We start from the raw sequence: 24,035 nt of genomic DNA on the forward strand, positions 1-24,035 counted from the left end.
TCATCTTCCTAGTAAAAAATGAAACAAACTGTCTTGTTCAACCGTATGTTATATTGAGAAGAAGGGAGGCCGATATTACTATGGCGGATCAAGAGAATACAAATGTGCAACTGATTAACGAAATAAAAGCATTGAACGCGAAGATAGAAAAATTGGAAAAAGATATAGAGGATATTAAATATTTTACACCAAAACCAGTTCTTACACCACAAGTCATTTCCCAGGTTGGCGGCTTTATATTGGGCGCGATTGTATTGATTGGAATATTCTGGTAAACAGAGGGGGAGGGACAGTGCCCCTTTCAACTTATTGTTGAATCGCCCCTGCAATATGATAAAGTTCCACGTCAACGCCGGGCTGTTGTCCCAGTGCTATGTTGGCGAGGACAGAGCCCAATAATGGTCCGGCGGTAAGCCCGGTTGCGCCAAGTCCGTTTCCGACCAAAACATTGCCGTAACCCGGAAGCGGCCCGATGACAGGGAGAGAGCCGGGTGTATATGGCCGGAATCCGACCCTCGTCTCAAGAATGGTGCTGTCAGCAAGTCCAGGCGCGATATCAAGCGCTTTATGTAAAATTTCATGCATCCCTCCGGCGGTCACACGAATATCAAAATGAGTAAAATTCTCGTACGTTGCTCCCGCCACTATTCGTCCATTTTCAAACGGGACAATATATTGGTTTCCGGGCGGGATAATGACCGGCCATTCATCGGATTTTTCATTGAGAAGCTTCATATGGATGATTTGGGCTTTCAAATCTTTGACCCGAAACTCGATCCCGAGCGTTCTTAGAAGTTCTTTTGCCCAGGCCCCTGCTGTCACAATATATGTATCCGCTCTAAATAAATCCCCCTCTGTTTTTACCCCGTCAAGCCGATCGCTATTCAACATAAATGAGGCATCGCCAAAAATGATACGAGCGCCATGTCTTTCAGCGGCGCGCAGTAGCGCATCACGGAGTTTTCGGCCGTTCACGCGCGCGGCACCACTTGCATAAACCGCCCCGTATCCTTCAGCAAGAGGCGGAAACAGCTTTTGCGCTTCTGCTGGACCAAGAACTTGAATGTCACCGATTTCAGGTGCATCTACCCGCCTTTTTAAGGCGATTTTTTCAATTTCCACCAGCGTTTTGTGTTCGGGGCGCACACTGATAGCCCCTACTCGGGCATAGCCGGTGTCCGTTTCGCCTTCCTTTTCAAGGCTGGAAATGAGACTTGGGTAAAAGGCGGCGCCTCCTTTGGCTAGTGAATACCATGCCTTGTTGCGCCGTTGGGACAGCCATGGACAAACGATGCCGGCAGCCGCATCTGTCGCCTGTCCTTTATCCCTGCGGTCGATCACTGTCACGTCCGCTCCTTTTTTGGCTAAATGGTATGCTGTGGAAGCTCCGAGTATTCCGGCACCAATTACGATTATTCTCTCCATTGTTTCCCTCCTTTTTATGAATCATATTTTTTTACCTATGTGTATACGCCCAGTGAATGTGCGTTCCACCTTCTCTTCAACTTCAATTCTTCAAGCCTCCGCTTTTTCTTCGTCGATCAACTCATCAGCATCAACATGAAGCTTTTCTTTTTCAATTGGCAGTTTAGGGCATGCCGATTTTTCGTCGATTTTGGTGCTCAGTTCCATGTGACAGATCTCCTCGTAAGCAAGCCTCCCAGTGGCTCCGCTTCACTTTTCCAAATGTGATTTACACAATGGCCTCGTTATATAAATTAACATACATAAAATTGTAATGCCAAAAAGCGGGCAATCAGTGATGCCAATTCTTTTGAAAGATCATCATTTCCATCACAGTGAATGCTGTTTAACCTTCAACGTCAGAATGACGCTTTCATTTATCAAGAAGTGAAAGATCGCTCCATCTTTATAGACATAAGATTTTTCATATAGGAAATACTATCCTTTGTCAGATGAAAATGGAGGTTAAATTCTAATGACGAGTCATGATCATATTCAATTAACAGCTAGTGAGTTGTCTGTTTTTTTTATGTCGTATTTGAAAGATACGTTAGTGGTTTGTGTTACTTCTTATTTTTTAGAGCATATAGAAGATCCAGATGTAAGAGTTTGTGTTGCATACGCCTTGGAGTTATCTGAAAAGCGGGTTGAGACCGCCAGAGCTTTTTATAAAGCAGAAGGAATCCCCATTCCGGTAGGATTTACAGAGCATGACGTCAATGTGAAGGCTCCGCGTATTTATAATGATGTTATGATCCTTCAATATGTCACCAACTTGGGAATAATGGGAATGAGTTCATACAGTCTTGCAGTCGCACAATCAGCGCGGCAGGATATACGCAAGCATTTTACCTCTAGCCTGAATTCTTCTGCTGATTTGTTTAATCGTTCAGCAAATGTACTGCAGGAAAAAGGCGTGTTCATTCGTTCGCCCTTTATTCCGTACCCAACATTAACTGAATTCGTTGAAAAACGGCATTTTTTGGCTGGCTGGATGGGAGACCAAAGGCCTTTAACAAGTACAGAGATTTCCTTTTTATATTTAAATTTGTTCCGTAATACCCTTGGAGGGGCTCTATTGACAGGTTTTGCACAAATTGCCCAGACGAAAGAAGTGCGCAAATTCATGACTAGAGGATCTGAAATCGCCAAGCACCATAGTGCTGTTTTCGGTAAGTTTTTATCCGAAAGCAACATATTAACACCTGTTTCGTTGGGGTTAAATGTGACTGAGTCTACAGACCACGTATTTTCTGACAAACTGCTGATGTTTCATACAAATGCGTTAAACAATCACGGAATGAGCTTTTATGGGCAAAGCTTGGCAGGAAGCCCCCGGAAAGATATAGCGACTGCCTATAGCCGTTTAATGGTTGAAGTCGGAGAATATGTGATGGATGGGACACAGATCATGATTAACAATGGATGGTTTGAAAAGCCGCCTTCCGCTCCAGATCGAAAAGAGTTGTCGAAAGGTTAAAAGTTGTGAAAGCGAAAGAAGCGTTATTTTGGAGCATTGCTTTCCCCGGTTTCGGACAATTTTTAAACGGCAAATATGTGAAAGGAATTGTACTGCTTTTATTGGAGCTTTTAGTGAACATCATGGCCAATTTTAATTTAGTCATTATTTCCAGTTTCCATGGTGATATTCATAAAGCGGTCAGTGAAGCAAATCTTCAGTGGCTCATGTTTTATCCTTGTATATATTTTTTTGCGATGTGGGACGCTTACAAAGATGCCGGGGGAGGAAAAGAGCCTTATTCCTTTCTTCCTTTTGCGATCACCGCCTACTTTGTCACTTTAGGTATTATTTTTTCAGCAAAGATAAAATTGTTTGGCGTATTGCTCGGCCCCCTCTGGCTGCCCATGTTGGGCGCTATCCCGGGGATCGTTGTGGGACTTGCATTGAAAAAAGTGATAATCAAACGTTCGGCATAAATGAACGGCAATATGGATTTAAACTGGAACGAAAGCGGATTGTATTAGCTCAAAAGTGAATATGATTTTTAAAATTCGCGAGTAACTGGAAAAAGCGGTTCGTATTCTTCGAAATGGCGAGTAACTGGAAAAAGTGGATCGTACCTCTTCAAAGTCGCGAGTACTTCCAGAGTCCTAGTAAATCTAATAGAAATCGTAACTCCCAAAAGTCGCTTAATTCGAAAAGTGTGAATGGGTTTGTCGTGATGAAGCTTTCGAGGGTTTCTCGACAGCGTGACGGCAGAGTGTTATCTGCCGTTCTTTACGTTTTGTTTTCTTTTTTGATAATAGAAAACAATCGGCTGCACGATGATCGATAGGGGATAGAGGGAGAAAATAATTTTTTCGGTAAACGTTGTGACAAAGAAAGGCCGAAACCAATCAATGATTGCATACCTCAAGCCAAAACCTAATAAATAAATGTCTATGATGATGGAAAAAATGGTCATCGATATCATCATGAGCAATATGATGCCAATTAACTTCAATCATGATCACTTCCTCATACACGTCATACCGGTTTGTTATAAAAATGATTCATTTGGGATAAAACGAAAAATGAACCCATTTTAGGGTTTGCGTAAAGGAAGTGATTTATCCGTGGAAAAGGCAAAAATCAGTTCATACCAATTATTTGTTCTCATCCTGTTATTCCAACTTGGCAGTGCCTTGTTATTACCATTAGCTACTGATGTAAAACAGGATGCTTGGATTGCTGTGTTAATTGGGTTAATAGGTGGCATTTTGCTATTTTTCATCTATTACCGTATTTATACATACTATCCCGATGCTTTGCCGACAACCTATTTGCAGAAGATCATCGGAACATTTTTTGGGAGGATTCTCGCTTTTCTCTATTTGATTTATTTTGTGTACCTTTCTGCAAGGGTACTTAGGGATTTCGGTGAAATGCTTGCCATCTTGGGCTATTCCAACACACCTATTGCGGTCAATCAAGCATTATTATTGTTAGTTGTTATTTATACGATCAAAAAAGGAATCGAAGTGTTGGCGAGAACAGGGGAAATATTTTTTATTTTTATTTATTTACTGGCTATTATCGGATTTATTTTAATCGTTTTATCAGGATTGATCAATTTCGATAAATTAAGGCCGGTTCTTGAGCATGGCATCATCCCCGTTGTAAAAGTGGCCATGACCCAAAATATCTATTTTCCTTTTGGTGAAATGGTGGCGTTTTGTATGATATTTCCTTATTTGAAACATCCGAGTAAGTTAAAAGCGACGGCTATATTCGCCATCGGATTAAGCGGGATTAATCTGGCGATTAGTACAGCCGTCAATATAAGTGTGCTGGGGGCAGCGTATATCTCGCGGACTCAATTCCCTTTGCTCGTTACGGTTCAAGCCATTGAATTGGCGCAATTTTTGGAGCGCCTGGATATTTTTTTTATGCTGGCCATGATTATTCTTGGATTTTTCAAAATAAGTATTTTCTTTTATGTAGCCATTATTGGTACAGCCGACTTGTTTCATCTAAAAGAGCCTTCCCGTCTTGCTTTTCCCATCGGGTACGTTGTTTTGATTTTTTCAATTGTGATTGCAAGTAACATGTCCGAGCATTTTGAAGAAGGGTTGGAAATGATCCCGGTTTATCTGCATCTTCCTTTTCAGGTGATCATTCCTTTCATACTGCTTGTGATCGCAATTTTTAAAAACTGGAAAGGATAGACGGCAGAAATTTTACTGGAATCATTTCGATAGACATTATTCCTCATTGCTTTTCATTTGCAATATAAAAGGATTATTCCTTAAACCAGATCTAATGATAGATGCATCCACTTTTACGTTTATCTTTAAAGTCGGGAAATGTTTGTCATTCCAGTCATGTTCAAGTTTCTTCCATTTTTTTGGGTATGATCGGTAGATTTTTTCCCCAAAGCCAAAAACATCTGTTTGTTCCGACTGTATACGCTTAATGGAGTGCTGTATCAGATTCTTAATGTCCTTTTCTACCTTGTTTTCTATTTCAGTCCGTACATGCAGATCTTTTATGTTAATGGGAACAGTGACTTCTCCTACATCTCCCTGTGCGCTAATTTTAATGGATATTACAGGCTTTCCATTCTCCATCTCAGCATTCACTTTTGTGTTGGCCCTAAGTAGTTGATAGGCAATCGCGTTCTTTTCGTTTTCCCAATCAACAGAGATATTCGTTTGCTTGATTTTATCTAAGACCCATACGAGGCCCCTTGCTTCTTGATCATATTGCCAACTCACGAGTCTTCCATCTTTAAAAACAGCTACTCCCACAGCCTTGAGAACTGTATCGGGATCAATCATTTGGATATTCTCATCCTTTTTTCCTGCTTCTATATTTCCGGTGATTTTAAAACCTGGTATAACTGGTTCTTTTCCTTCAGTCGTCAAGGATTCGATTAATTCCTGGACATTCAACGAAAAAGTGTCTCCCCAACTTTCTTCCGAGAATTCCAGTGTCTTAGTCAGTTTATTTGCCGGCACTTTATCAAGAGGAGTGGTTACTTTTAATAGTTCTGCTGCTGTTGAACGATGGGCAATGACAACCTTTGATGTTTTGCGAAATTCAATATCCCTGTCCAATGCTTCCAATATATTGGAAATGTCCTTTTCCCTAGCCAGCTTTTCCCCTATCACCACCAAGTTGGCATGGGAGTAAAAGATGACTCTGGAAACTTTGTTTGACACACGCCTGCTCAACTCCACCATATTTTTCCCTGTTGCAGTATACGTTACGACAGATGAACCTTTTGTAGCTCCTCCTTGAAGTGTTCCTGGTACACCGGTGGGATTCACGATTTGAAATGTCCCGACATATAAACCGTTTTCGTTTATATCAATACCAATTGCGGAAACGATGGCCATGTCTGTCAATTCCCTTTGGTTCCAACAACCTGAAAGAAGCACATAGATCACAAGATACAGGCAAATCATCCCTTTAGTTTTCATCTGTGTCACCTTTTTTCTTTTTCTGTGTGATGATTCCCCGGCCGAGGGGAGGCTTTGGCTTGTCCATGTCTTCTGAATATAAATTTTCACCTTGCTTCATAATCAAGTTTGCCTTTTCTCTTGTTTTCCATAGTGGTGCGCGAACGAGTGTATCGCCTCCAACATTGTCAGGAGATATTGGAGCCAGGGGGGTCATATAAGGAACTCCAAACGATCTTAAAGCGCATAAATGTACCGCAAGCAAAATCACGCCTAAGATCACTCCATATAGTCCGAATACGGCGGCAGAGAACATAAATAAGAATCGAATTAATCTTGCTGAAATCGCCATGGTAAACGAAGGGGTTGCAAAATTGGCGATCGCAGTAATAGATACAATAATGACCATCGCCGGGGAAACAATGCCTGCCTGAACGGCTGCCTGTCCTATGACAAGCGCTCCGACAATCGAAATGGCAGATCCTACCGCTCTTGGCATCCGAATTCCTGCTTCTCGTAAAATTTCAAATGTAATTTCCATGATGAGCGCTTCGACGAATGCCGGAAAAGGAACATTTTCCCGCTGTGCGGCAATAATAATCACAAGCTGTGTCGGTATCATTTCCTGGTGAAAAGTAGTGCTTGCAATATACACTGAAGGCGCAACAATGGATATAAAAAAAGTCAATATCCTTAAAAAGCGGAGGGCTGTTATAATATCAAAGCGTGTATAGTAATCTTCAACCGATTGAAAAAACTGGATAAAGACGGCGGGAGCCAGAAGAACAAAGGGAGTACCATCCACAAAGATGGCAATTCTTCCTTCCAGAATATTACCTGCGACTGCATCAGGCCTTTCCGTATGATACAGGGTTGGAAAGGTAGTAAATGCCTGGTCCTCAATCAATTGTTCGATATATCCGGACTCAAGTATGCTTTCTATATCAATTTTTTTTAATCGCTGACGGACTTCAGCAACGATTTTTTCATTGGCATTGCCATTTAAATACATGATTGCTACGTTTGTTTTTGTCTTTTTGCCTATTTTCATTGATTCAACCCATAAATCCGGGTTTCTGATCCGGCGTCTGACAAGGGATATATTCGTTTGGATTGACTCAGTAAAACCATCTCTCGGCCCGCGAACGGAGACTTGACTTTCCGGTTCCTGAATCGACCGTGTTTCTCCGCCTGCTGTATTGGCAATGATAGCCTGATCTGTCCCATCAAGAAGAATGATTGTGTTGCCGTCCATTAAAGCAAGGAAAAGATCTTCTTGCGTGTTTACCGTTTTAATGCTTCCGATTGCTATCCCTTCATCTGTCAGCGATTGAATTAAATGCTGGGAAGAATCATGATCAGCAAAGGACTTTCTCATGATTGATTCAACAATCTTCTCATTGATAGCCTTTGTATCAACCATTCCTTCAATAAAGATAATCGCCAGACATTTGGGGGATACTTCACCTATTTTCAAAGTCCGTATCGAAATATCAGAACTGTTTCCTGTTCTTTGTTTAACCAGCTCCAGGTTGGCTGACAATGATGTGGAGATGGCTTTCTTCTCTTTTGCTGCATCATGATGTATGCTGTTTTGTTTTTTCTTAAGTCGTTTGAAGAATGAGGACATGATGAGAATTACCTTCCAATGTTTTTATTCCTTTTTTGTCCATATCGCTCTGGTTGTATACTTTGGGTGAATGTTACGATAATTCGCTTAAATGTCGATTGCGCATGGACATTTCATTTTTTTTAATCGTGACCATTATTCCAATAGCTCGCGCTGTTCAAAGCTGTGACTTGTGTGGGCTACATTCATACTTTAAAGAATACGAGCAATGATTCAGGGGGCGTATCAAAGACAGAGCAGCGAAGGCTGTGTCATACATAAAAAAATCCGGATAGGAAGGCTTGTGAAATGGTTGGTTATATGCGCCATAGGATGGGTCTGTATATATTTAAGGCGTTAATTTGATTTGGTCAATTATAAAACGGCTTTCCGGCAAAGTCGGCATCCTTGTTAAGCTGACAGATACATTTTGTGTATCTGGTACATTATATTCCAGTTGCTTCGTTAAAAAGGACAAACCCGTCTTCAACACTTCAATGGTGACAAGCTCTCCGGCACACCTGTGTCCGGTATGGAAATCGCCTCCTCCTTGGGGAATCAAATCAAACAGACCGCCTTTCCAATTGCGAAACCGTTCAGGCCAAAATAAAAATGGATCATCCCAAAGCCTTGGGTCATGGTTTGTTCCATACACATCAAGCAGGACAAGTTGCCCCTTATTAAAGGGCACTCCATTCCATTGAAAACCACTGTGAACCCTTGCTCCTAGAAACGGGCCAAACGGGTAATAGCGGCGTACTTCCTGGACAAACATGTACAAATCCTCTTCATTTCCAGCCACAATTTGCTCCCGTGTTTTGGGAAATTCGTAAAGTGCCAAGGCGCAAAAAGTGAAATATGTCGCGATTGCTACAATGGGCCTTAATATGTTTATCAGTTCCACCGCCGCCATCTGCACACTGAGCGGCTTCCCTTCCGTATCCCGGTAAGTGGCCATGGCATGCAGTGCCGTGCCTTCAGGAGCTTGAATTTTGCCAGAGCGAAAGTACTCAATCACTTTTCTGATCCATTTTTCGGTTCTTTTCCGCGCCCGGCGTCCCTGCCAATGCCGTGGGCCCACTGCACCAAAAGCATCAACCATCTTACCGAAATCACCCGCTCTTTTCTCCACTTCCGCTTCGTTCAACGGGACACCTGCCCACTTGCAAGCCGCTTTGCATAATATTTGCTGCATCTCGTCAAAGAGAATGACTGCTTTTTTTCCTTCCCAGTCATAACCGGCAATTGCAAAATATTGTTGGGTCAAGTCTTTTAACATACCGATGCGTTCCGGAGTCATCAGCGACATAAACAACTGCTTTCTATGCTCATGGGCAGCGCCGTCCATCGTCTGGATTGCACTTTCTCCAAACAGCGTTTTTTGAACTCTCTTTGGAGCAGTTCCCTTTCGCTGAAAAAGCCGAGGATTGTAAAATATTCTTGCCGCTTCTTCTCCACTCATGCATATCACTTTCTCGCCCATTAAACGCGTCTCGAAAATATCGGACTGAAACAGCCCGCATCTATTTGAAATAAATTCATATCCTTCCCGCAGCAAAGCAAGGGTTTGATCCAATCCTTTTTCGCGCGGTATTTTACCTGTTGTTGAACCGCCTTGCTGGATAACTGAACTCATGGCAATCCCTCCATTTTGAAAGCACGTTCTTCACGATGAATATATTTTTATCATTTGTAACGGAAGATGATTTATTCCTATGTTTGAATCTCGTTATAATAAAGAAAGGTGGTGGTACTTATGATCATTCATCTTTTTACAACTGATGAGCTGGAAGCAAAAGGAATAAGGTGGCTTGTTGAATCTCATGTAACAGGCGTTAAGCTTGTTCCTTTTGATCGTGTTGAAAACATGTTGGAAGCGTTCGCAAAGGAACAACCGGAGCTTTACATTATTGACATGGATAAATGGGAGCCCGACGACGATTCTTTCGGTAGCTGGCTTCAGTCGGTACGGTGGCTCGGGATTTCTTCTGAACGCATTTTTCAAACGGCATACAGGGGGCTGCGTTTCCGGGCGCAGGATGTACTGTTCAGACCAATTGCTCCGGATGAACTAATGAAATGCATCCAACGGCAACGATTTCAAATTAGGAATGATAAGCGAAAGGCAACAATAAATCCGGGGGAAACACCAGAGAAATTAGTCATTGATTATTCGGATATCTTCCTTGGAGGGCCAAAAATAAGGAAACCACATTCCATGACAGCGTTGTTAACGCAGGATCCAAACAAGCTTCCTGTCGTTTATGCAAAGTTACAGGAATTTCCTTTTCCAAAATCAAAGCTCATTTTTGCCTTTTCACAGTTGGTTTTATGTGTGGATGAAGTACCGGCAGAGAACCGTTATCAAGAGGAATACTATGCGTTTTTCGATCAATGGAAAGAGGAACAAAATGAACCGCTTGCCATGATCATGAATACACATTGGCAAGGGTTATCGATAAAAGAAATGTATGAACGTACAAAACAATTAACCGAAATGATCTTTTTTGAAGGGTATGACATTATTTTAGCCAAGGCAGAACAAATCCACTGGTCATCAATGGACCCTTTTTTAACGCCTCTGGAACAGCGGCAATGGATAGAAATGCTTGAAAAGAGGGATATCCAAGCGATCCGCGAATGGATGGAGCATGCGTTTCTCGATTACGAAAAACCCTATCCGCCTCCCGAAATGGTTAGAATCCGGATTACAAGCGTATTGGCACAAATTCGCCGCTATATGAAATCACAACAACTACAGCACCCCAATTGGGAAAGGGACTACCACGATGTATTTCGGCAAATTATTCAGGAACCGGTTGTTTATCGGATTGTTCAAGATCTTTTATCATTTACGATTCGTTTGCTGACAGAACAGGACGGGCGTATTGATGCTGATTTTAAGACACTCGTTGACCGAGTAAAAAGCTTGATGGAGTCTAATTATTGGAACCCGCAGTGGAATTTGGAGGACTGTGCCAATACACTCCAGATTCATAAAAGTACATTAAGCCGGAGGTTTGCGGCGGAGTCGGGAAAAACATTCCGCGAAACATTACATGAAATCAAAATGGGCGAAGCGAAGCGACTTCTAAAAGAGACAAATTTATCGCTTGATGAAATTGCTCGTTTGGTAGGTTATCAGTACCGGACCTATTTTAACGCGAAATTTAAGCAAATGGAAAAGAAGACACCGACAGAATATCGGATGGGTCTGGGTCATTTAAGTTGACAGATGATGTCTTTGTTTTGAAACCATTTAAAAATAAGTGCTCAGAATAAAATAAAAGTGAAATATTTTATAAGAATACTATTAATTTATAAAGAGAAAGACAGCAGTATACAATTACAATAATGATAGAAAAGGAGGTTGACTATTTTGAAACCGATTACAAATGAGCGTGTTATCCGATATCGGGGAACAGAGCTTCATACGAAAGGGTGGCTCCAAGAGGCGGCACTTCGTATGCTTATGAACAATTTGGATCCGGATGTGGCGGAAAATCCCGATGAACTCGTCGTGTATGGGGGAATCGGAAAGGCTGCCCGCAGCTGGAATTGTTTTGACGCAATCGTAAAATCATTAAAAAAATTGGAAAACGATGAGACATTACTCGTTCAATCAGGAAAACCGGTAGCCATTTTTCATACCCATGAAAATGCGCCGCGTGTCCTAATTGCCAACTCCAACATCGTTCCAGCTTATGCCAACTGGGAAACATTCCATGAGCTCGATCAAAAAGGGCTGATGATGTATGGTCAAATGACGGCTGGAAGCTGGATTTACATTGGTTCCCAGGGAATCGTTCAAGGAACGTACGAAACCTTTGCAGAACTTGCCAAACAGCATTTTAACGGTTCATTAAAAGGCACGATTACGGTAACGGCGGGACTAGGTGGTATGGGAGGTGCCCAGCCGCTTGCAGTCACGATGAATGGCGGAGTTTGCATCGCAATTGAAGTCGATGAAAAACGGATCGACCGGAGAATTGAAACCCGTTACACAGATGTAAAGGCGACTTCTTTAGACGAAACGATCAGGCTTGCCAAAGAAGCGAAACAAGAAGGAAGGGCTCTTTCGATTGGGTTATTAGGTAACGCATCGGAGTTGCTGCCTGAAATGATTGAGCGCGGTTTTATTCCGGACGTCTTGACGGATCAAACATCTGCCCATGATCCGCTAAATGGATATATTCCTTCGGGCATGTCACTGGAAGAGGCGGCTAAGCTTCGGAAAGCGAATCCTGAGGATTATGTAAAACGCTCAAAAGCAGCGATGGCGGCGCACGTGAGAGCAATGCTTGAGATGATGAATAAAGGCGCGGTCACCTTTGATTACGGCAACAACATCCGCCAAGTTGCAAAAGACGAAGGGGTCGAAAGCGCCTTCGATTTCCCTGGCTTCGTCCCTGCTTATATCCGGCCGCAATTTTGCGAAGGAAAGGGGCCTTTCCGCTGGGCGGCCTTATCCGGTGACCCGGAAGATATTTATCAGACGGATGAAGTCATTTTACGTGAATTTAGCTATAACAAACATTTATGCAACTGGATTCGCATGGCCCGGGAGAAAATCCAATTCCAGGGACTACCTTCACGTATTTGCTGGCTTGGATATGGAGAGCGCGCCCGCTTCGGAAAAATCATAAATGACATGGTGGCAAGCGGAAAGTTGAAAGCGCCGATCGTTATTGGCCGTGACCATTTGGATTCCGGCTCTGTCGCTTCGCCAAACAGGGAGACTGAGGCAATGAAAGATGGTTCAGATGTTGTGGCAGACTGGCCGATATTAAACGCGCTTATCAATGCGGTCGGAGGAGCCACATGGGTTTCAGTTCACCATGGCGGAGGAGTCGGCATGGGCTATTCCCTGCATGCCGGAATGGTCATTGTTGCGGATGGAACGAAAGAAGCTGAATCCCGTTTGGAGCGAGTGTTGACGACTGATCCTGGCATGGGCGTCGTAAGACATGCAGATGCCGGATACGAATTAGCGGAAAAAACAGCGCGTGAAAAAGGCGTTCAAATACCGATGCTTGCGAACAAAACTTGAAAAAATCGCTTTTGGGGGGACGGTAGAGTGACAAAACCTGTTTGGATCAAACATGCTTCACAACTGGCGACACTTGCTTTGAATGGAAAAGGACCAAGGGTAAAAGAGGAAATGTCGGAGCTCAGCCTCATTGAAGACGGAAGCTTGTGGCTTGAAGATGGCGTGGTTAAGGCGGTTGGAACGACGGCAAAACTGGAAGAACAATATGGGGAGCGGGAAAATGAAGCGGAAGTCGTCGATGCTTCCGGTTGTCTCGTCACCCCTGGCCTTGTCGACCCGCACACACATGTTGTGTATGGCGGTAGCCGTGAACGGGAGTTTGAGATGAGGTTGGAAGGCGCGACATATATGGAGATCATGAACGCGGGCGGCGGCATCCACGCGACAACGCGGATGACCCGGGAAGCGACGGAAGAAGAATTGATGGAACAAACGATGCGGCGCCTGGATTCATTTTTGACTCATGGAGTCACCACCGCAGAAGGGAAAAGTGGCTACGGAATGAATATAGAGACTGAGTTAAAGCAGCTTCGGGTCATGCAAAAGCTGCAGGAAGCCCACGCGATTGATATCGTTCCGACTTTTATGGGCGCCCATGCTGTTCCACCCGAGTATAAAGGACGGGAAGATGAATTTGTGGATCATTTGATCAAAGAAATGCTTCCAGTAGTAGCGGAGGAAAAGCTTGCTGAATTTAATGATGTTTTTTGTGAAAAAGGCGTGTTTACTCCGGAGCAGTCCGAACGAATACTGGAAGCGGGAAAAGACTATGGCCTCATTCCAAAAATCCATGCCGATGAAATCGAACCATACGGCGGAGCAGAGTTGGCTGCCAAAGTTGGCGCCATTTCAGCGGAACATTTGCTCAAAGCGTCTGATCAGGGAATCAGGGCCATGGCCGACGCTGGTGTTATCGCCTGTCTGCTGCCCGCTACGGCGCTTTACTTAAGAGAACAGGCGGCAGCCGGCCGAAAAATGGTGGACGCTGGCGTCCCCGTAGCCATCTCCACTGATTGCAATCCCGGTTCATCCCCGACCACATCAATGCCGCTCGTCATGAACTTGGCATGCATCTTAATGCGCATGACACCAGCAGAAGCATTGACGGCCGCCACGTATAACGCTGCCTGCGCCATCAACCGCCAAGACAAAGTCGGCTCGCTGGAACAAGGCAAGCAGGCGGATGTTGTCATGTGGGATATTGAAAACTACCAGAAACTGCAATACTTATTCGGAGTAAATCACGTCAAGTCAGTCTGGAAAAAAGGAATTCAGGTGGTGTAGCAAATGGGAGATAACTGGCTGAGAAAACCCGAATGGTTTTGGAATCAGGCTGATGGCGAACCTGATATTGTTCACCAATGGGTGCGCTCCCTTAAAGAAGGGGAGACACCCGGCCTGATCCTGTTTGGAGCGCCCATTTCACGCTCCTCGATCAGCGTTTCGGGAGCGTCTTTATATCCGCTGGAATTTCGCAAAATGTGGAAAAGCTTCGCCACATACAATTTAGATGAAAACGTCGATTTATCAGGGTTTCATGTGGCGGATGCCGGGGATGTCGCCATGCACACAACCGATATTGTAACATCGCACAAACGGATTGAAACGGCTGCGGCATATCTTTCACGACATTATCCTGATTCGACCCTTTCTATGATCGGCGGGGATCATTCCACAACCGCCTGTGCCGTTCGTGGAATAAAAGAAACATTTCCTGATGAAACAATCGGCATTCTTCAACTCGATACCCATTTGGATGTCCGTGACCCGGCGGAATTGGGTCCGGCAAACGGAACCCCTATTCGGCAACTCGTGGATGGCGGTGCAGTCAAAGGAGAGAATATCTACAATATTGGCCTCCATGGCTATTTTAACGCACGTCCTTTAATCGACTATGCCAAAGAACATGGGATCAACATGGTGACTTTGAAACAAGCGAGGGAACAAGGCGTTACCAGCGCTGTTGGTGCAGCGCTGCGCCGCCTGGCTGAAAAAGTGGACCGTATTTACGTCACGGTGGATATGGATGTACTGGATATCACCCAAGCCCCTGGAGTTCCCGCATCCACCCCGGGTGGTATGACGACCATTGAACTATTTGGCTCGCTCATTGAAATCGGCAAGTGGAAGGAAGTTCACTATATCGATTTTGTCTGCCTCGATCCGACAAAAGACTCTCCCGTGGCTGAAACCGTGAAAGCGGGTGTTTACGCCTGGCTTCAGTTTGTAACGGGGAGAGTGCTGGGGGCGAGGAAGACATAAGACCACAAGTTGTTGTGCCGCCGGCTGGGCCGGCGGTCAAGATGAACTTGGTGAGCATAAAACAAATAGGAGGAAATCAACATGGATGCAGCAAGAAGAAAGGAAGAGACAGCTATAAAACCGGACTCAAATACACAAATGTGGAAATTTTTTGTTTATAGTTTTATCGGCGTCTTTATGTTTTTCATTCCTGTTACGATAGGGGAACGAAACTCAATCATGTTGGATCATATTGTCTCTTTCATTCAAACAAACCTTGGGACGTTTACACCGTACTATGGATTGATGGTGATTGCTGCAGGAGCCATGTATCCCTTTATTTCGGGAACATGGAAAAAGTCAAGCGTAGATATTATTTTCTCAATTTTCAAATTAGTGGGGTTGTTCGTTGGTCTCATGCTTGTATTTCAATTCGGACCAATTTGGCTGTTCCATCCGGACATGGGACCATTCCTGTTTGAGAAATTGGTCATTCCTGTAGGACTGCTTGTTCCGATCGGAGCCGTCTTTTTGGCTTTGCTCGTTGGGTACGGCCTACTTGAATACATTGGGGTGATCATGCGGCCAATCATGCGACCCGTTTGGAAAACACCCGGACGCTCTGCCATCGACGCCGTGGCGTCTTTCGTTGGAAGCTACTCTCTGGGTCTCTTAATTACAAATCGAATCTATAAAGAAGGAAAATATACCGCGAAAGAAGCGTCTATTATTGCCACAGGTTTTTCAACTGTTTCAGCCACATTTATGGTTATTGTTGCAAAAACACTCGACTTAATGGACATATGGAATACGTATTTCTGGATCACGCTCATCGTGACATTTGTGGTTACCGCAATTACGGTAAGAATCTGGCCGCTTTCAAAAATGGCAAACGAATATCATGAGGGTGCGACTCCACAGCCCGAAGTGGAAATTCAAGAAAGTCGTTTTGCTGCTGCCTGGAAAGAAGCAAAAAACACAGTCCAAGAGGCGCCAAAATTACTGGACAACGTATGGATGAATTTGAAAGACGGCTTGCTAATGGCCATGGCTATCCTGCCTTCGATTCTTTCGATTGGACTGCTTGGCCTCGTTTTGGCCGAATATACTCCTGTCTTTGATTGGCTCGGCTATATCTTCTACCCCTTTACTTTTATCGTACAATTACCCGATCCATTGTTTGTGGCAAAAGCCGCTTCTTTAGGCATCGCGGAAATGTTCCTGCCGGGACTGTTTGTCACCGAGGCGGCGCTCATCGTGAAATTCGTCATTGCAGTTGTATCCGTTTCCGGAATTATCTTCTTTTCCGCTGTCGTTCCATGTATCGTCGCAACCGAAATTCCGATTACGATTCCGCAACTGATCATTATTTGGATTGAGCGGGTTATTCTTACAATCTTAATCGTGACGCCGATAGCCTATTTGATTTTGTAGAAAAGAATAATAGATTTAGAGGGGAGGCCTCTCTCCTGTTATTTTTGCATTGGAAGCCGTAGGGGTGCGGTGCATGAGTTTTTTAATCGAAATAGGGCAGGGGGGAGAGTCATCTTGCCCTAGACATGTTGAAACTGAGGGATGTTGGTGGTGTATGATAATAGTGTAGATATCTCAAAAATGAGCAAATTTCTCTTACATATCTTTAAAAAGATGTTGTTCGATATTAAACTAATAAGAGAGCTTCAGATGTTTGGCAGCACTGGCAAAAAACTTATTCGTAAAATATGGATCAAAAAGGAGTAAAAAATGTATCAAGTAATAGATAATGTAAGAGTATGGGGAGAACCTCTAGAAAGTGCGGTATCACAAGCCATAACTTGCTCTAAGCATGGAAATGTGGTGCAAACGTTGCTAATGGCCGATCATCACAAAGGATACTCGCAGCCAGTCGGCGGAGTAGTTGTGTATGATGGACAAGTTTCACCTTCTGGAGTTGGCTATGATATTGCCTGCGGGAATAAAGCGGTCAGAACGAATTTAAAATATGAAGATGTTCAACATAATATTTCCGGCATTATGGATGAAATTGCAAAAAACATATCGTTTGGTCTAGGGCGCAATAATAACGAAAGAGTAGACCACGAATTATTTGACGATCCGGATTGGGACGTCTACAAGCAAATCGGAATACATGAACATGACTCCTTAAAGGCATTGGCAAGAAAACAATTGGGTACTGTAGGCAGCGGTAATCATTTTGTAGATATATTTGTAGAGGAAAAGACCGGTGACATTTGGGTTGCCAACCATTTTGGCAGCCGGGGTTTCGGCCATAAAACGGCGAGTGGATTTTTAAACTTGGCGAATGGTAGAAATTTTTCAGACAAAGCCCCGGGAGAAAGCATGGACCAACCACCAACATTGATCGACTTAAATAGTGAGCTCGGAGATATGTATTTCAGGGCTATGACATTAGCGGGAAGGTATGCTTATGCCGGACGTGATTATGTTATGACACAAGTTTTAAATATTTTGGGAGCCGTATCTACATTTGAAGTACACAATCACCATAATTTCGCCTGGAAGGAAGCTCATAATGGTCGTGAGTATATAGTAGTGAGAAAAGGAGCAACACCTTCGGCACCCGGCCAACTGGGCTTTATTGGTGGCAGCATGGCCGATATTTCAGTTATTGTAAAAGGAAAAGATAGCCAAGAGAATAAAGACGCCTATTATAGCACTGTTCATGGAGCCGGTCGAATGATGAGCAGAACGGAAGCGGCAGGTAAAATGAATTGGAAAACCCGAAGGCGCAGAGGGGGAAAAATTACACCTCAGCAAATGAAAGAAGCAATCGAAGCTTATGGAGTGGAGTTGCGGGGAGCGGGTACAGATGAAAGCCCATTTGTATACAAAAAGCTTCGTACCGTTTTGAACGCCCATAGTGAAACGATCGAAATACTACATGAACTCAGACCTATAGGGGTATGTATGGCAGGTGCGAACGAGTTCGATCCGTATAAAGATTAAAGATTTTAGGTAAGATGATGAAAATCAAAAGAATATTTCGCCCTACTTAAACCGTTGTGGAAAAATAACGCTACTTGAGATTAAAAGAATATATACGGTGTCAACAGTTTACATTCTGGATGTCCAAAACGGGAAGCTTGGGTTGTGAGTTTTTAAAATATATTTTATACGAAGGAATCTACCACGAGATTGTCGGTAAAGCATTAGCATCATCGCCTTCCCTTTCATCTATGGATTCAAGTTAAAATAAGTTGACATCATAGATCGATTCAGATAGCTGTTAGAATCCTTTCATATTTTATTAAAACCAAAGAGAGCATTAAAAAACGCACTTATAAAATGTCGTCGATCCAGTAGCACAGCAGACCCCGGGGATTGACGACACTACGTATTCTGGCAATAGAGTGTCGACAGCCTTATATCCGCTTCTATACATCTCCTACAAAAAACAGAAAATAAAAAGGATATTTTTATTAAATCTAGAATCCTTTATTTATAGAAATCTTTGTGGGGTTTGCATCTTACCTAAGAGGAATTGAAACTTTGGAAGGAGTTGCTGTAAATGCAATTTAAGGGCGCGTTTGCATCTTACCTAAGAGGAATTGAAACAGTGTTACCCCATGGCCGGGGGCGGCTCGTCTTTGATGAGAATGAAGGCATCATTACCGCTGTTCAGACTTAAAGCAAAAGGCGGCCTTTACATTGCGGAAAAAACATTTACTACGTGAAGGAAATGCCCATTAATCATCGCAAAAGAAGGGGCTTTCAGACGCATAAAGATTGTCTGAAGCCCCTCTTTACATTCTGCTGGTTGATTGAGAAAAGATCATTGTTCCGGGTGCATTTTCTTTCGGCTTTAGGTTATTCTTTCAAATCTTCGATAGAGTCAATATCCATATAGGTCGGGACGACCAATCCGATTTTGACTCCTTCCATGCTGACACCGATATCATCCAGTTTGTCACCATATTTTTCATAATATGTTTTATGCGTTACAGGGAGCCATCCTGCTAGAAGGGCATCTGCACTTCCATCCGCTACTGCCGTGTACATTGGACCTGCTTCTACCTGTGCAAGCTCTACTTCATATCCAAGCTCTTCCAGCACTACTTTCATGACATTCGTGCTCGCCATGGTGCTATCCCATGCAACGTAAACGAATTTAAATGTGTCGCCATCCACTTTCTCGACGCCTTTTGTCCACTCATCTACTTTATCCCGGTTCTCTTCGACCCATTTTTTGGCGGCATCTTCAGGCTTTTCCCCCTCTTGGATATCCACCATGACAGCGCCCATATCTTCATCTGTCCACTTGAACTGCTCAAGGGCCTTATATGCTTCGGGTTTATCTTCTTTTAATCCAAGGCGTCCAAATGTATGAATTTCTTCTTCTCCACCATACGAACCTTTCGGATCTTCAAGATATTTCAAATCATATTTGGAAAACTTCCAGTGAGGATTCCAGCCGGTAACAATGATCGGCTCTTCCTTATCATAAGCTTTTTTCAAAGCCGCCGTCATAGCGGCCCCAGAGCCTGAGACTAATTCCCAATCGTCCAGGCCGTAATCTTCAATCGCTCTTTCTGTTGCTTCCATAATTCCGGCACCTGGATCAATTCCCGTAATTTTATAATTAACACTTTCCCCTACCGAGTCGCCTGATGCTTTTCCTTCTCCACCTGATGTTTTGTCACTTCCGCTGCTTCCACATGCAGCAAGGCCAAAAGCCAAGATAGCAGCGGCCCCTAGTCCTGTTATCTTATTTTTTAAATTCACGAAATCGTTCCCCTTTCTTTTCCTTTTCCAGCTTGTTGTGTCACTCGATCTAAAATAATGGCAATCACGACAATGGCGAGTCCCGCTTCAAAGCCAATACCCACCTTTAATTGAGTTACGGCGCGATACACATCTTCACCAAGACCTGGAGCGCCAACCATGGAAGCAATGACGACCATTGACAACGCCAGCATAATGCTTTGGTTTATTCCTGCCATTATCGTAGGCATAGCGAGCGGAATTTGCACTTTTAGCAATTTTTGCATTGTTGTTGATCCAAAGGCTTCTGTCGCTTCAATCAGATCTGCCGGTACTTGACGGATACCAAGTGTCGTCAGTCTGATGGCAGGTGGTGTAGAGAAAATGACTGACGCGATGACACCCGGTACCACTCCAATATTAAAAAAGAAGATGGCTGGCAATAGGTAGACAAACGCCGGCATGGTTTGCATAAAATCAAGTAAAGGTGTTATGACTTTCCTGATTGTATCACTCTGGGAGGCCCAAATACCGATCGGAATTCCGATCAGAACCGAAATAATCACAGATGTCAGCACAAGGGCGAGCATTTGAAGCATCGGTTCCCAGTAGCCTAAATAGTCGATGAATAATAAACCGATGAACGAAAATAGGGCGATATTTTTGTTGGCAATCCACCAAGCAAACAAGCCGAATAGAAGAGCGAACAGAACCGATGGAACCACCGTAAACAAACTCACTAAGGCGGTCACGAAGCCGTCAAGCCCTACTGTGATACCGTCAAATACGATATCAAACGTTGTGACAAGCCACTCTACAATCTCATCTATCCACTCTGCGAGCGGTATTTGCGGGAACCAGTCACTCATACTCATTTAATGCACCTCCCGCAAGTCATTTTCCAATTCCGATTCCGATTGATCATTATTAATGAAATCGTTATTTCCCGACATAGCACCGATAAGGGCTCCCCTGATGATGATGCCTTGCAGTCTGTGGGCTTCATCTACAACAGCCACTGGAATCGTCGCAGTTGAAACAAGATTGAAGAGATCCGTTAGAAGGGTATCTGATTGAACGGCAGGGATGTTTTCAATGAGGACATCTTTCAACGGCTTGCCTTGTTCAAATGCCTTATTCGCATCTTGAGCCGTCACTGCTCCTAACAATCGATTTTGTTTATCAACAATATAAATGGAAGAGATGCCTTGGTTTTTCATCAGCCTTAAAGCCACCCTTGGCCCCCTATCAAGTTGAACGCTTTCAGCTTGCTTCATGATATGGCTGGCAGTAAGAACGCGGGATAAATCCACATCTTCTACAAAACGTTCTACATATTTATTGGAAGGATTCATTAATATTTCTTCCGGCGTGCCGACCTGGACAATTTGGCCATCCCGCATCAAGGCAATTCTATCACCAATGCGGAGCGCCTCATTCAAGTCATGGGTAATAAAAATAATCGTTTTTCCCATTTCATCATGCAACTGCAGTAATTCATTTTGCATATCTTTTCGAATGAGCGGGTCAAGCGCGCTAAAAGCCTCATCCATCAACAGGATATCGGGATCGTTCGTGAGTGCTCTGGCAAGCCCGACTCTTTGCTGCATTCCCCCGCTTAACTGATCTGGATATTGATTTTCATATCCTGACAGGCCAACGAGCTTTAATGACTCTTTCGCCTTTTCTTGTCTGATCGCTTTGTTGATCCCTTGAATTTCCAACCCATATTCCGTATTTTGGAGAATCGTTTTATGGGGAAACAACGCAAAATTCTGAAAAACCATGCCAATCTTCTTTCTTCTCACCTTTCGAAGTTCGTCCTTTGTTAGGGAAACGATATCCTCCCCATCCAGTAAAATATGGCCGGCTGTCGGCTCAATCAACCGATTCAGCATCCTAACCAAAGTCGATTTTCCACTTCCGGAAAGGCCCATGATGACGAATATTTCCCCGTCATACACATCAAACGTTGCGTTATTGACACCAACTGTCGCGCCGTTCAACTCTAAAACTTCTCTTTTTGTTTTTCCGTCTTTTAACAGTTGGAGAGCTTTTTTTGTGTGTTTTCCAAAAACTTTCGTCACATTTTTGATCTCTATTTTTTTTGTTTGCTTTTGATCTTCCATTTCTTCACCCCTTCGGTTACATTACAAGTGTATGGGAAACAGGTCGACACCTCAAATGCTGTCTCGTACGTTTAACATGTATAAAGCGCATACAGAATAAACTGTATGCATTTTATTTGACCTATGCTTATAAATCCTCCCGTTTCCTTCAGAATGGTACGGAAATGAACACTTTACTTTGGTATGACGGTAGATTAATGTAGGTATGAACAAGCTTGAGAAATCTGGAGGGGTGAATACTTTGGAGGGCAAAAAACAGCTTGAGCAAGCTCGGGAAAGAATCATCGAAGCTATTGCACAAAATATCGACCTTTACGGGTTGACCCATTCAGCTGGAAGATTGTATGGCACAATGTTTTTTCATAACAAGCCGTTGACACTTGATGAAATGAAGGAAGAACTCGGCATGAGCAAGACAAGCATGAGTACAACTGTCAGGGCTCTGTCTGACATTAAGCAAGTTGAAAAAGTCTGGAAAAAAGGAGTCCGGAAAGATTTATATCAAATAGAGGAAGATTGGTACCAAAGTTTCATCGATTTGTTTTCGATCAAGTGGAGGAATGCGATTACCATGCACCTCACCGTCTTGAAAAAATCATTGGCAGACCTGAGGGAACTCGTTGAAGATGGAAACACCCATGAGGAAATAAAAAAACTGGCAAAAATAGATATTGAAAAGTTGGAGTATGCTTATGATTATTACCAGTGGCTGCATCGCCTCGTCGAGGCCTTCGAAAACCACGATATTTTTAAACTTGTCCCGAAAACATCGAACAAGTCAACTCACCTGATGTGAAGTTTGGACATCCACCTAATGTGTCACCACCCATCAGCCCCGTTTTTCCGAACCCTTCATGAGGGTGGAGCAACCAACTGCAGAAACGTTACCATTACAACGCCAGTAATCTTTTCTATAAGGAAAAACAAGGAATCGAGGATACTTACCTTGATTCCTTATTTTACATTTGTTACTCTTTCTTGAGTTCAATGCTAAGGAGTGAGAAAAATACCAACGATACATATTCAATGGAACTTAGACCACACTCTCACACTCCCGGTAAATTACCAACATTTACTTCAGTCGCTCGTTTATTCGACTCTCCCTCAACAAGAAGCTTCATATCTTCACGATCAAGGGTACCGCTACCATAACCGAACGTATAAACTATTTTGTTTTTCAAAAATAAAAGCCAAAAAGGCGACTTTTGACAATAGCACTAAAGAAATTACGTTTCATGACCAAATATCAATATCTATGGGGCAACAAATTTCGTATACAGGGATCGTTAAACTCTCTTACAACAAATGAATACAAGTTAATACACCCTTCATTTTTTGAGGTTAGTGTTGACATACCATGAAAGATAAATTATGGATTTTAAAAAAACTTAGATTTTATCCTGTAAACAGTTGTCGTCGATCTATCTCGTGACATCAACCCCAGGAGATCGACGACAAATCAAAACGGTACAAAAGCTAGAAAGCACCATTATTATGAGTCTATTTGGGGAAAACACCTTTCATTTTTATAAAATATGTGATATATAGTAATTGTGATAGAATCAATGTTTTTTGAGGTTTGAATCTTACCTATGAGGAATTGAAACATAAACTCCCAGACCAGATTGACCATTTCCCTAAACGTTTGAATCTTACCTATGAGGAATTGAAACTGTTCGTATTCTTGGCGGCGGGCATAAGGTAACTCCGTTTGAATCTTACCTATGAGGAATTGAAACTCGAATATATCGGTGTAGGTGACGATGATACGGACGAGTTTGAATCTTACCTATGAGGAATTGAAACCCGGCTATTACTTCCGTTGCCATTTGCGCAATAGAGTTTGAATCTTACCTATGAGGAATTGAAACTTAAAAAGCTTTACGATGGCAGCGGCCAGTATTATTTGTTTGAA

General features: G+C 43.2%; 19 protein-coding genes and 1 CRISPR repeat array (1 of these 20 cut by a window edge). Of the genes, 11 read left to right on the plus strand and 8 right to left on the minus strand.

Features of this window, described 5'->3' with window-relative positions; translation table 11 throughout:
* The first annotated feature begins 80 nt into the window (after positions 1–80).
* Positions 81–275: a hypothetical protein gene (locus JOC94_RS11785; protein ID WP_077113825.1), complete on the plus strand. Its 195-nt coding sequence runs from the start codon at positions 81–83 to the stop codon at positions 273–275.
* A 31-nt stretch (positions 276–306) separates the two neighbouring features.
* On the opposite strand, the gene JOC94_RS11790 is transcribed toward JOC94_RS11785, so the two are convergent.
* On the minus strand, positions 307–1,425 hold the full coding sequence (locus JOC94_RS11790; protein WP_077113824.1) for an NAD(P)/FAD-dependent oxidoreductase: 1,119 nt from the start codon (positions 1,423–1,425) through the stop codon (positions 307–309).
* 514 nt (positions 1,426–1,939) lie between these two features.
* Between JOC94_RS11790 and JOC94_RS11795 the strand changes: the two genes are divergently transcribed.
* Positions 1,940–2,944, plus strand: a complete 1,005-nt coding sequence (locus JOC94_RS11795; RefSeq protein WP_077113823.1) for a DUF3231 family protein — start codon at positions 1,940–1,942, stop codon at positions 2,942–2,944.
* Positions 2,945–2,949: 5 nt separating this feature from the next.
* Positions 2,950–3,402 carry a hypothetical protein gene (locus JOC94_RS11800; protein ID WP_077113822.1) on the plus strand — a complete coding sequence of 151 codons (453 nt, stop codon included), beginning with the start codon at positions 2,950–2,952 and terminating at the stop codon, positions 3,400–3,402.
* Between the two features lie 287 nt (positions 3,403–3,689).
* Here JOC94_RS11800 and JOC94_RS11805 read toward each other — a convergent pair whose 3' ends face one another.
* Positions 3,690–3,929, minus strand: a complete 240-nt coding sequence (locus tag JOC94_RS11805; protein ID WP_077113821.1) for a hypothetical protein — start codon at positions 3,927–3,929, stop codon at positions 3,690–3,692.
* 112 nt (positions 3,930–4,041) lie between these two features.
* Here JOC94_RS11805 and JOC94_RS11810 point away from each other — a divergent pair, with 112 nt between their 5' ends.
* Positions 4,042–5,133 (plus strand): GerAB/ArcD/ProY family transporter, encoded by a 1,092-nt coding sequence (locus JOC94_RS11810; protein ID WP_077113820.1) that lies wholly within the window; start codon positions 4,042–4,044, stop codon positions 5,131–5,133.
* A 36-nt stretch (positions 5,134–5,169) separates the two neighbouring features.
* On the opposite strand, the gene JOC94_RS11815 is transcribed toward JOC94_RS11810, so the two are convergent.
* The 3 genes from JOC94_RS11815 to JOC94_RS11825 form a co-directional block, all read right to left on the minus strand.
* Positions 5,170–6,390: a Ger(x)C family spore germination protein gene (locus JOC94_RS11815; protein ID WP_077113819.1), complete on the minus strand. Its 1,221-nt coding sequence runs from the start codon at positions 6,388–6,390 to the stop codon at positions 5,170–5,172.
* Positions 6,380–7,999, minus strand: coding sequence for a spore germination protein (locus JOC94_RS11820; protein ID WP_077113818.1), 1,620 nt, complete (start codon positions 7,997–7,999; stop codon positions 6,380–6,382). The genes JOC94_RS11815 and JOC94_RS11820 overlap by 11 nt, the downstream gene beginning before the upstream one ends.
* Positions 8,000–8,327: 328 nt before the next feature.
* Entirely contained in the window at positions 8,328–9,614 is a 1,287-nt protein-coding gene (locus JOC94_RS11825) for a cytochrome P450 (protein WP_077113817.1), read from the minus strand.
* Between the two features lie 120 nt (positions 9,615–9,734).
* Here JOC94_RS11825 and JOC94_RS11830 point away from each other — a divergent pair, with 120 nt between their 5' ends.
* The 6 genes from JOC94_RS11830 (at position 9,735) to JOC94_RS11855 (ending at position 18,236) form a co-directional block, all read left to right on the plus strand.
* Positions 9,735–11,210 (plus strand): helix-turn-helix domain-containing protein, encoded by a 1,476-nt coding sequence (locus tag JOC94_RS11830; RefSeq protein ID WP_077113816.1) that lies wholly within the window; start codon positions 9,735–9,737, stop codon positions 11,208–11,210.
* Between the two features lie 147 nt (positions 11,211–11,357).
* Entirely contained in the window at positions 11,358–13,028 is a 1,671-nt protein-coding gene (gene hutU / locus JOC94_RS11835) for a urocanate hydratase (protein ID WP_077113815.1), read from the plus strand.
* Positions 13,029–13,055: 27 nt separating this feature from the next.
* Complete coding sequence (gene hutI, locus JOC94_RS11840; protein ID WP_077113814.1) at positions 13,056–14,312, plus strand: imidazolonepropionase; 1,257 nt, start codon at positions 13,056–13,058, stop codon at positions 14,310–14,312.
* A gap of 3 nt (positions 14,313–14,315) precedes the next feature.
* A complete protein-coding gene (locus JOC94_RS11845) occupies positions 14,316–15,290 on the plus strand; it encodes an agmatinase family protein (protein WP_077113813.1) in 975 nt (324 codons plus the stop codon).
* Between the two features lie 81 nt (positions 15,291–15,371).
* Complete coding sequence (locus JOC94_RS11850; RefSeq protein WP_077113812.1) at positions 15,372–16,703, plus strand: YjiH family protein; 1,332 nt, start codon at positions 15,372–15,374, stop codon at positions 16,701–16,703.
* Between the two features lie 309 nt (positions 16,704–17,012).
* Complete coding sequence (locus JOC94_RS11855) at positions 17,013–18,236, plus strand: RtcB family protein (protein ID WP_205179411.1); 1,224 nt, start codon at positions 17,013–17,015, stop codon at positions 18,234–18,236.
* An 861-nt stretch (positions 18,237–19,097) separates the two neighbouring features.
* On the opposite strand, the gene JOC94_RS11860 is transcribed toward JOC94_RS11855, so the two are convergent.
* From JOC94_RS11860 to JOC94_RS11870, 3 genes are read right to left on the minus strand one after another with little or no spacing between them, the layout of a single operon-like run.
* Complete coding sequence (locus JOC94_RS11860; protein ID WP_077113810.1) at positions 19,098–20,012, minus strand: glycine betaine ABC transporter substrate-binding protein; 915 nt, start codon at positions 20,010–20,012, stop codon at positions 19,098–19,100.
* Positions 20,009–20,860, minus strand: a complete 852-nt coding sequence (locus JOC94_RS11865; RefSeq protein WP_077113935.1) for an ABC transporter permease — start codon at positions 20,858–20,860, stop codon at positions 20,009–20,011. Before JOC94_RS11865 ends, JOC94_RS11860 begins: the two co-directional genes overlap by 4 nt.
* Before the next feature lie 6 nt (positions 20,861–20,866).
* Positions 20,867–22,120, minus strand: a complete 1,254-nt coding sequence (locus JOC94_RS11870) for a quaternary amine ABC transporter ATP-binding protein (protein ID WP_077113809.1) — start codon at positions 22,118–22,120, stop codon at positions 20,867–20,869.
* Positions 22,121–22,361: 241 nt separating this feature from the next.
* On the opposite strand from JOC94_RS11870, the gene JOC94_RS11875 reads away from it, so the two are divergent.
* Positions 22,362–22,916, plus strand: coding sequence for a GbsR/MarR family transcriptional regulator (locus JOC94_RS11875; protein WP_236017075.1), 555 nt, complete (start codon positions 22,362–22,364; stop codon positions 22,914–22,916).
* 781 nt (positions 22,917–23,697) lie between these two features.
* A CRISPR array of direct repeats spans positions 23,698–24,035; the repeat unit is 30 nt; unit sequence GTTTGAATCTTACCTATGAGGAATTGAAAC (it continues 2,879 nt past the right edge of the window).

It is taken from the genome of Siminovitchia thermophila (assembly GCF_016909185.1).
GTDB lineage: Bacteria > Bacillota > Bacilli > Bacillales > Bacillaceae_C > Siminovitchia > Siminovitchia thermophila.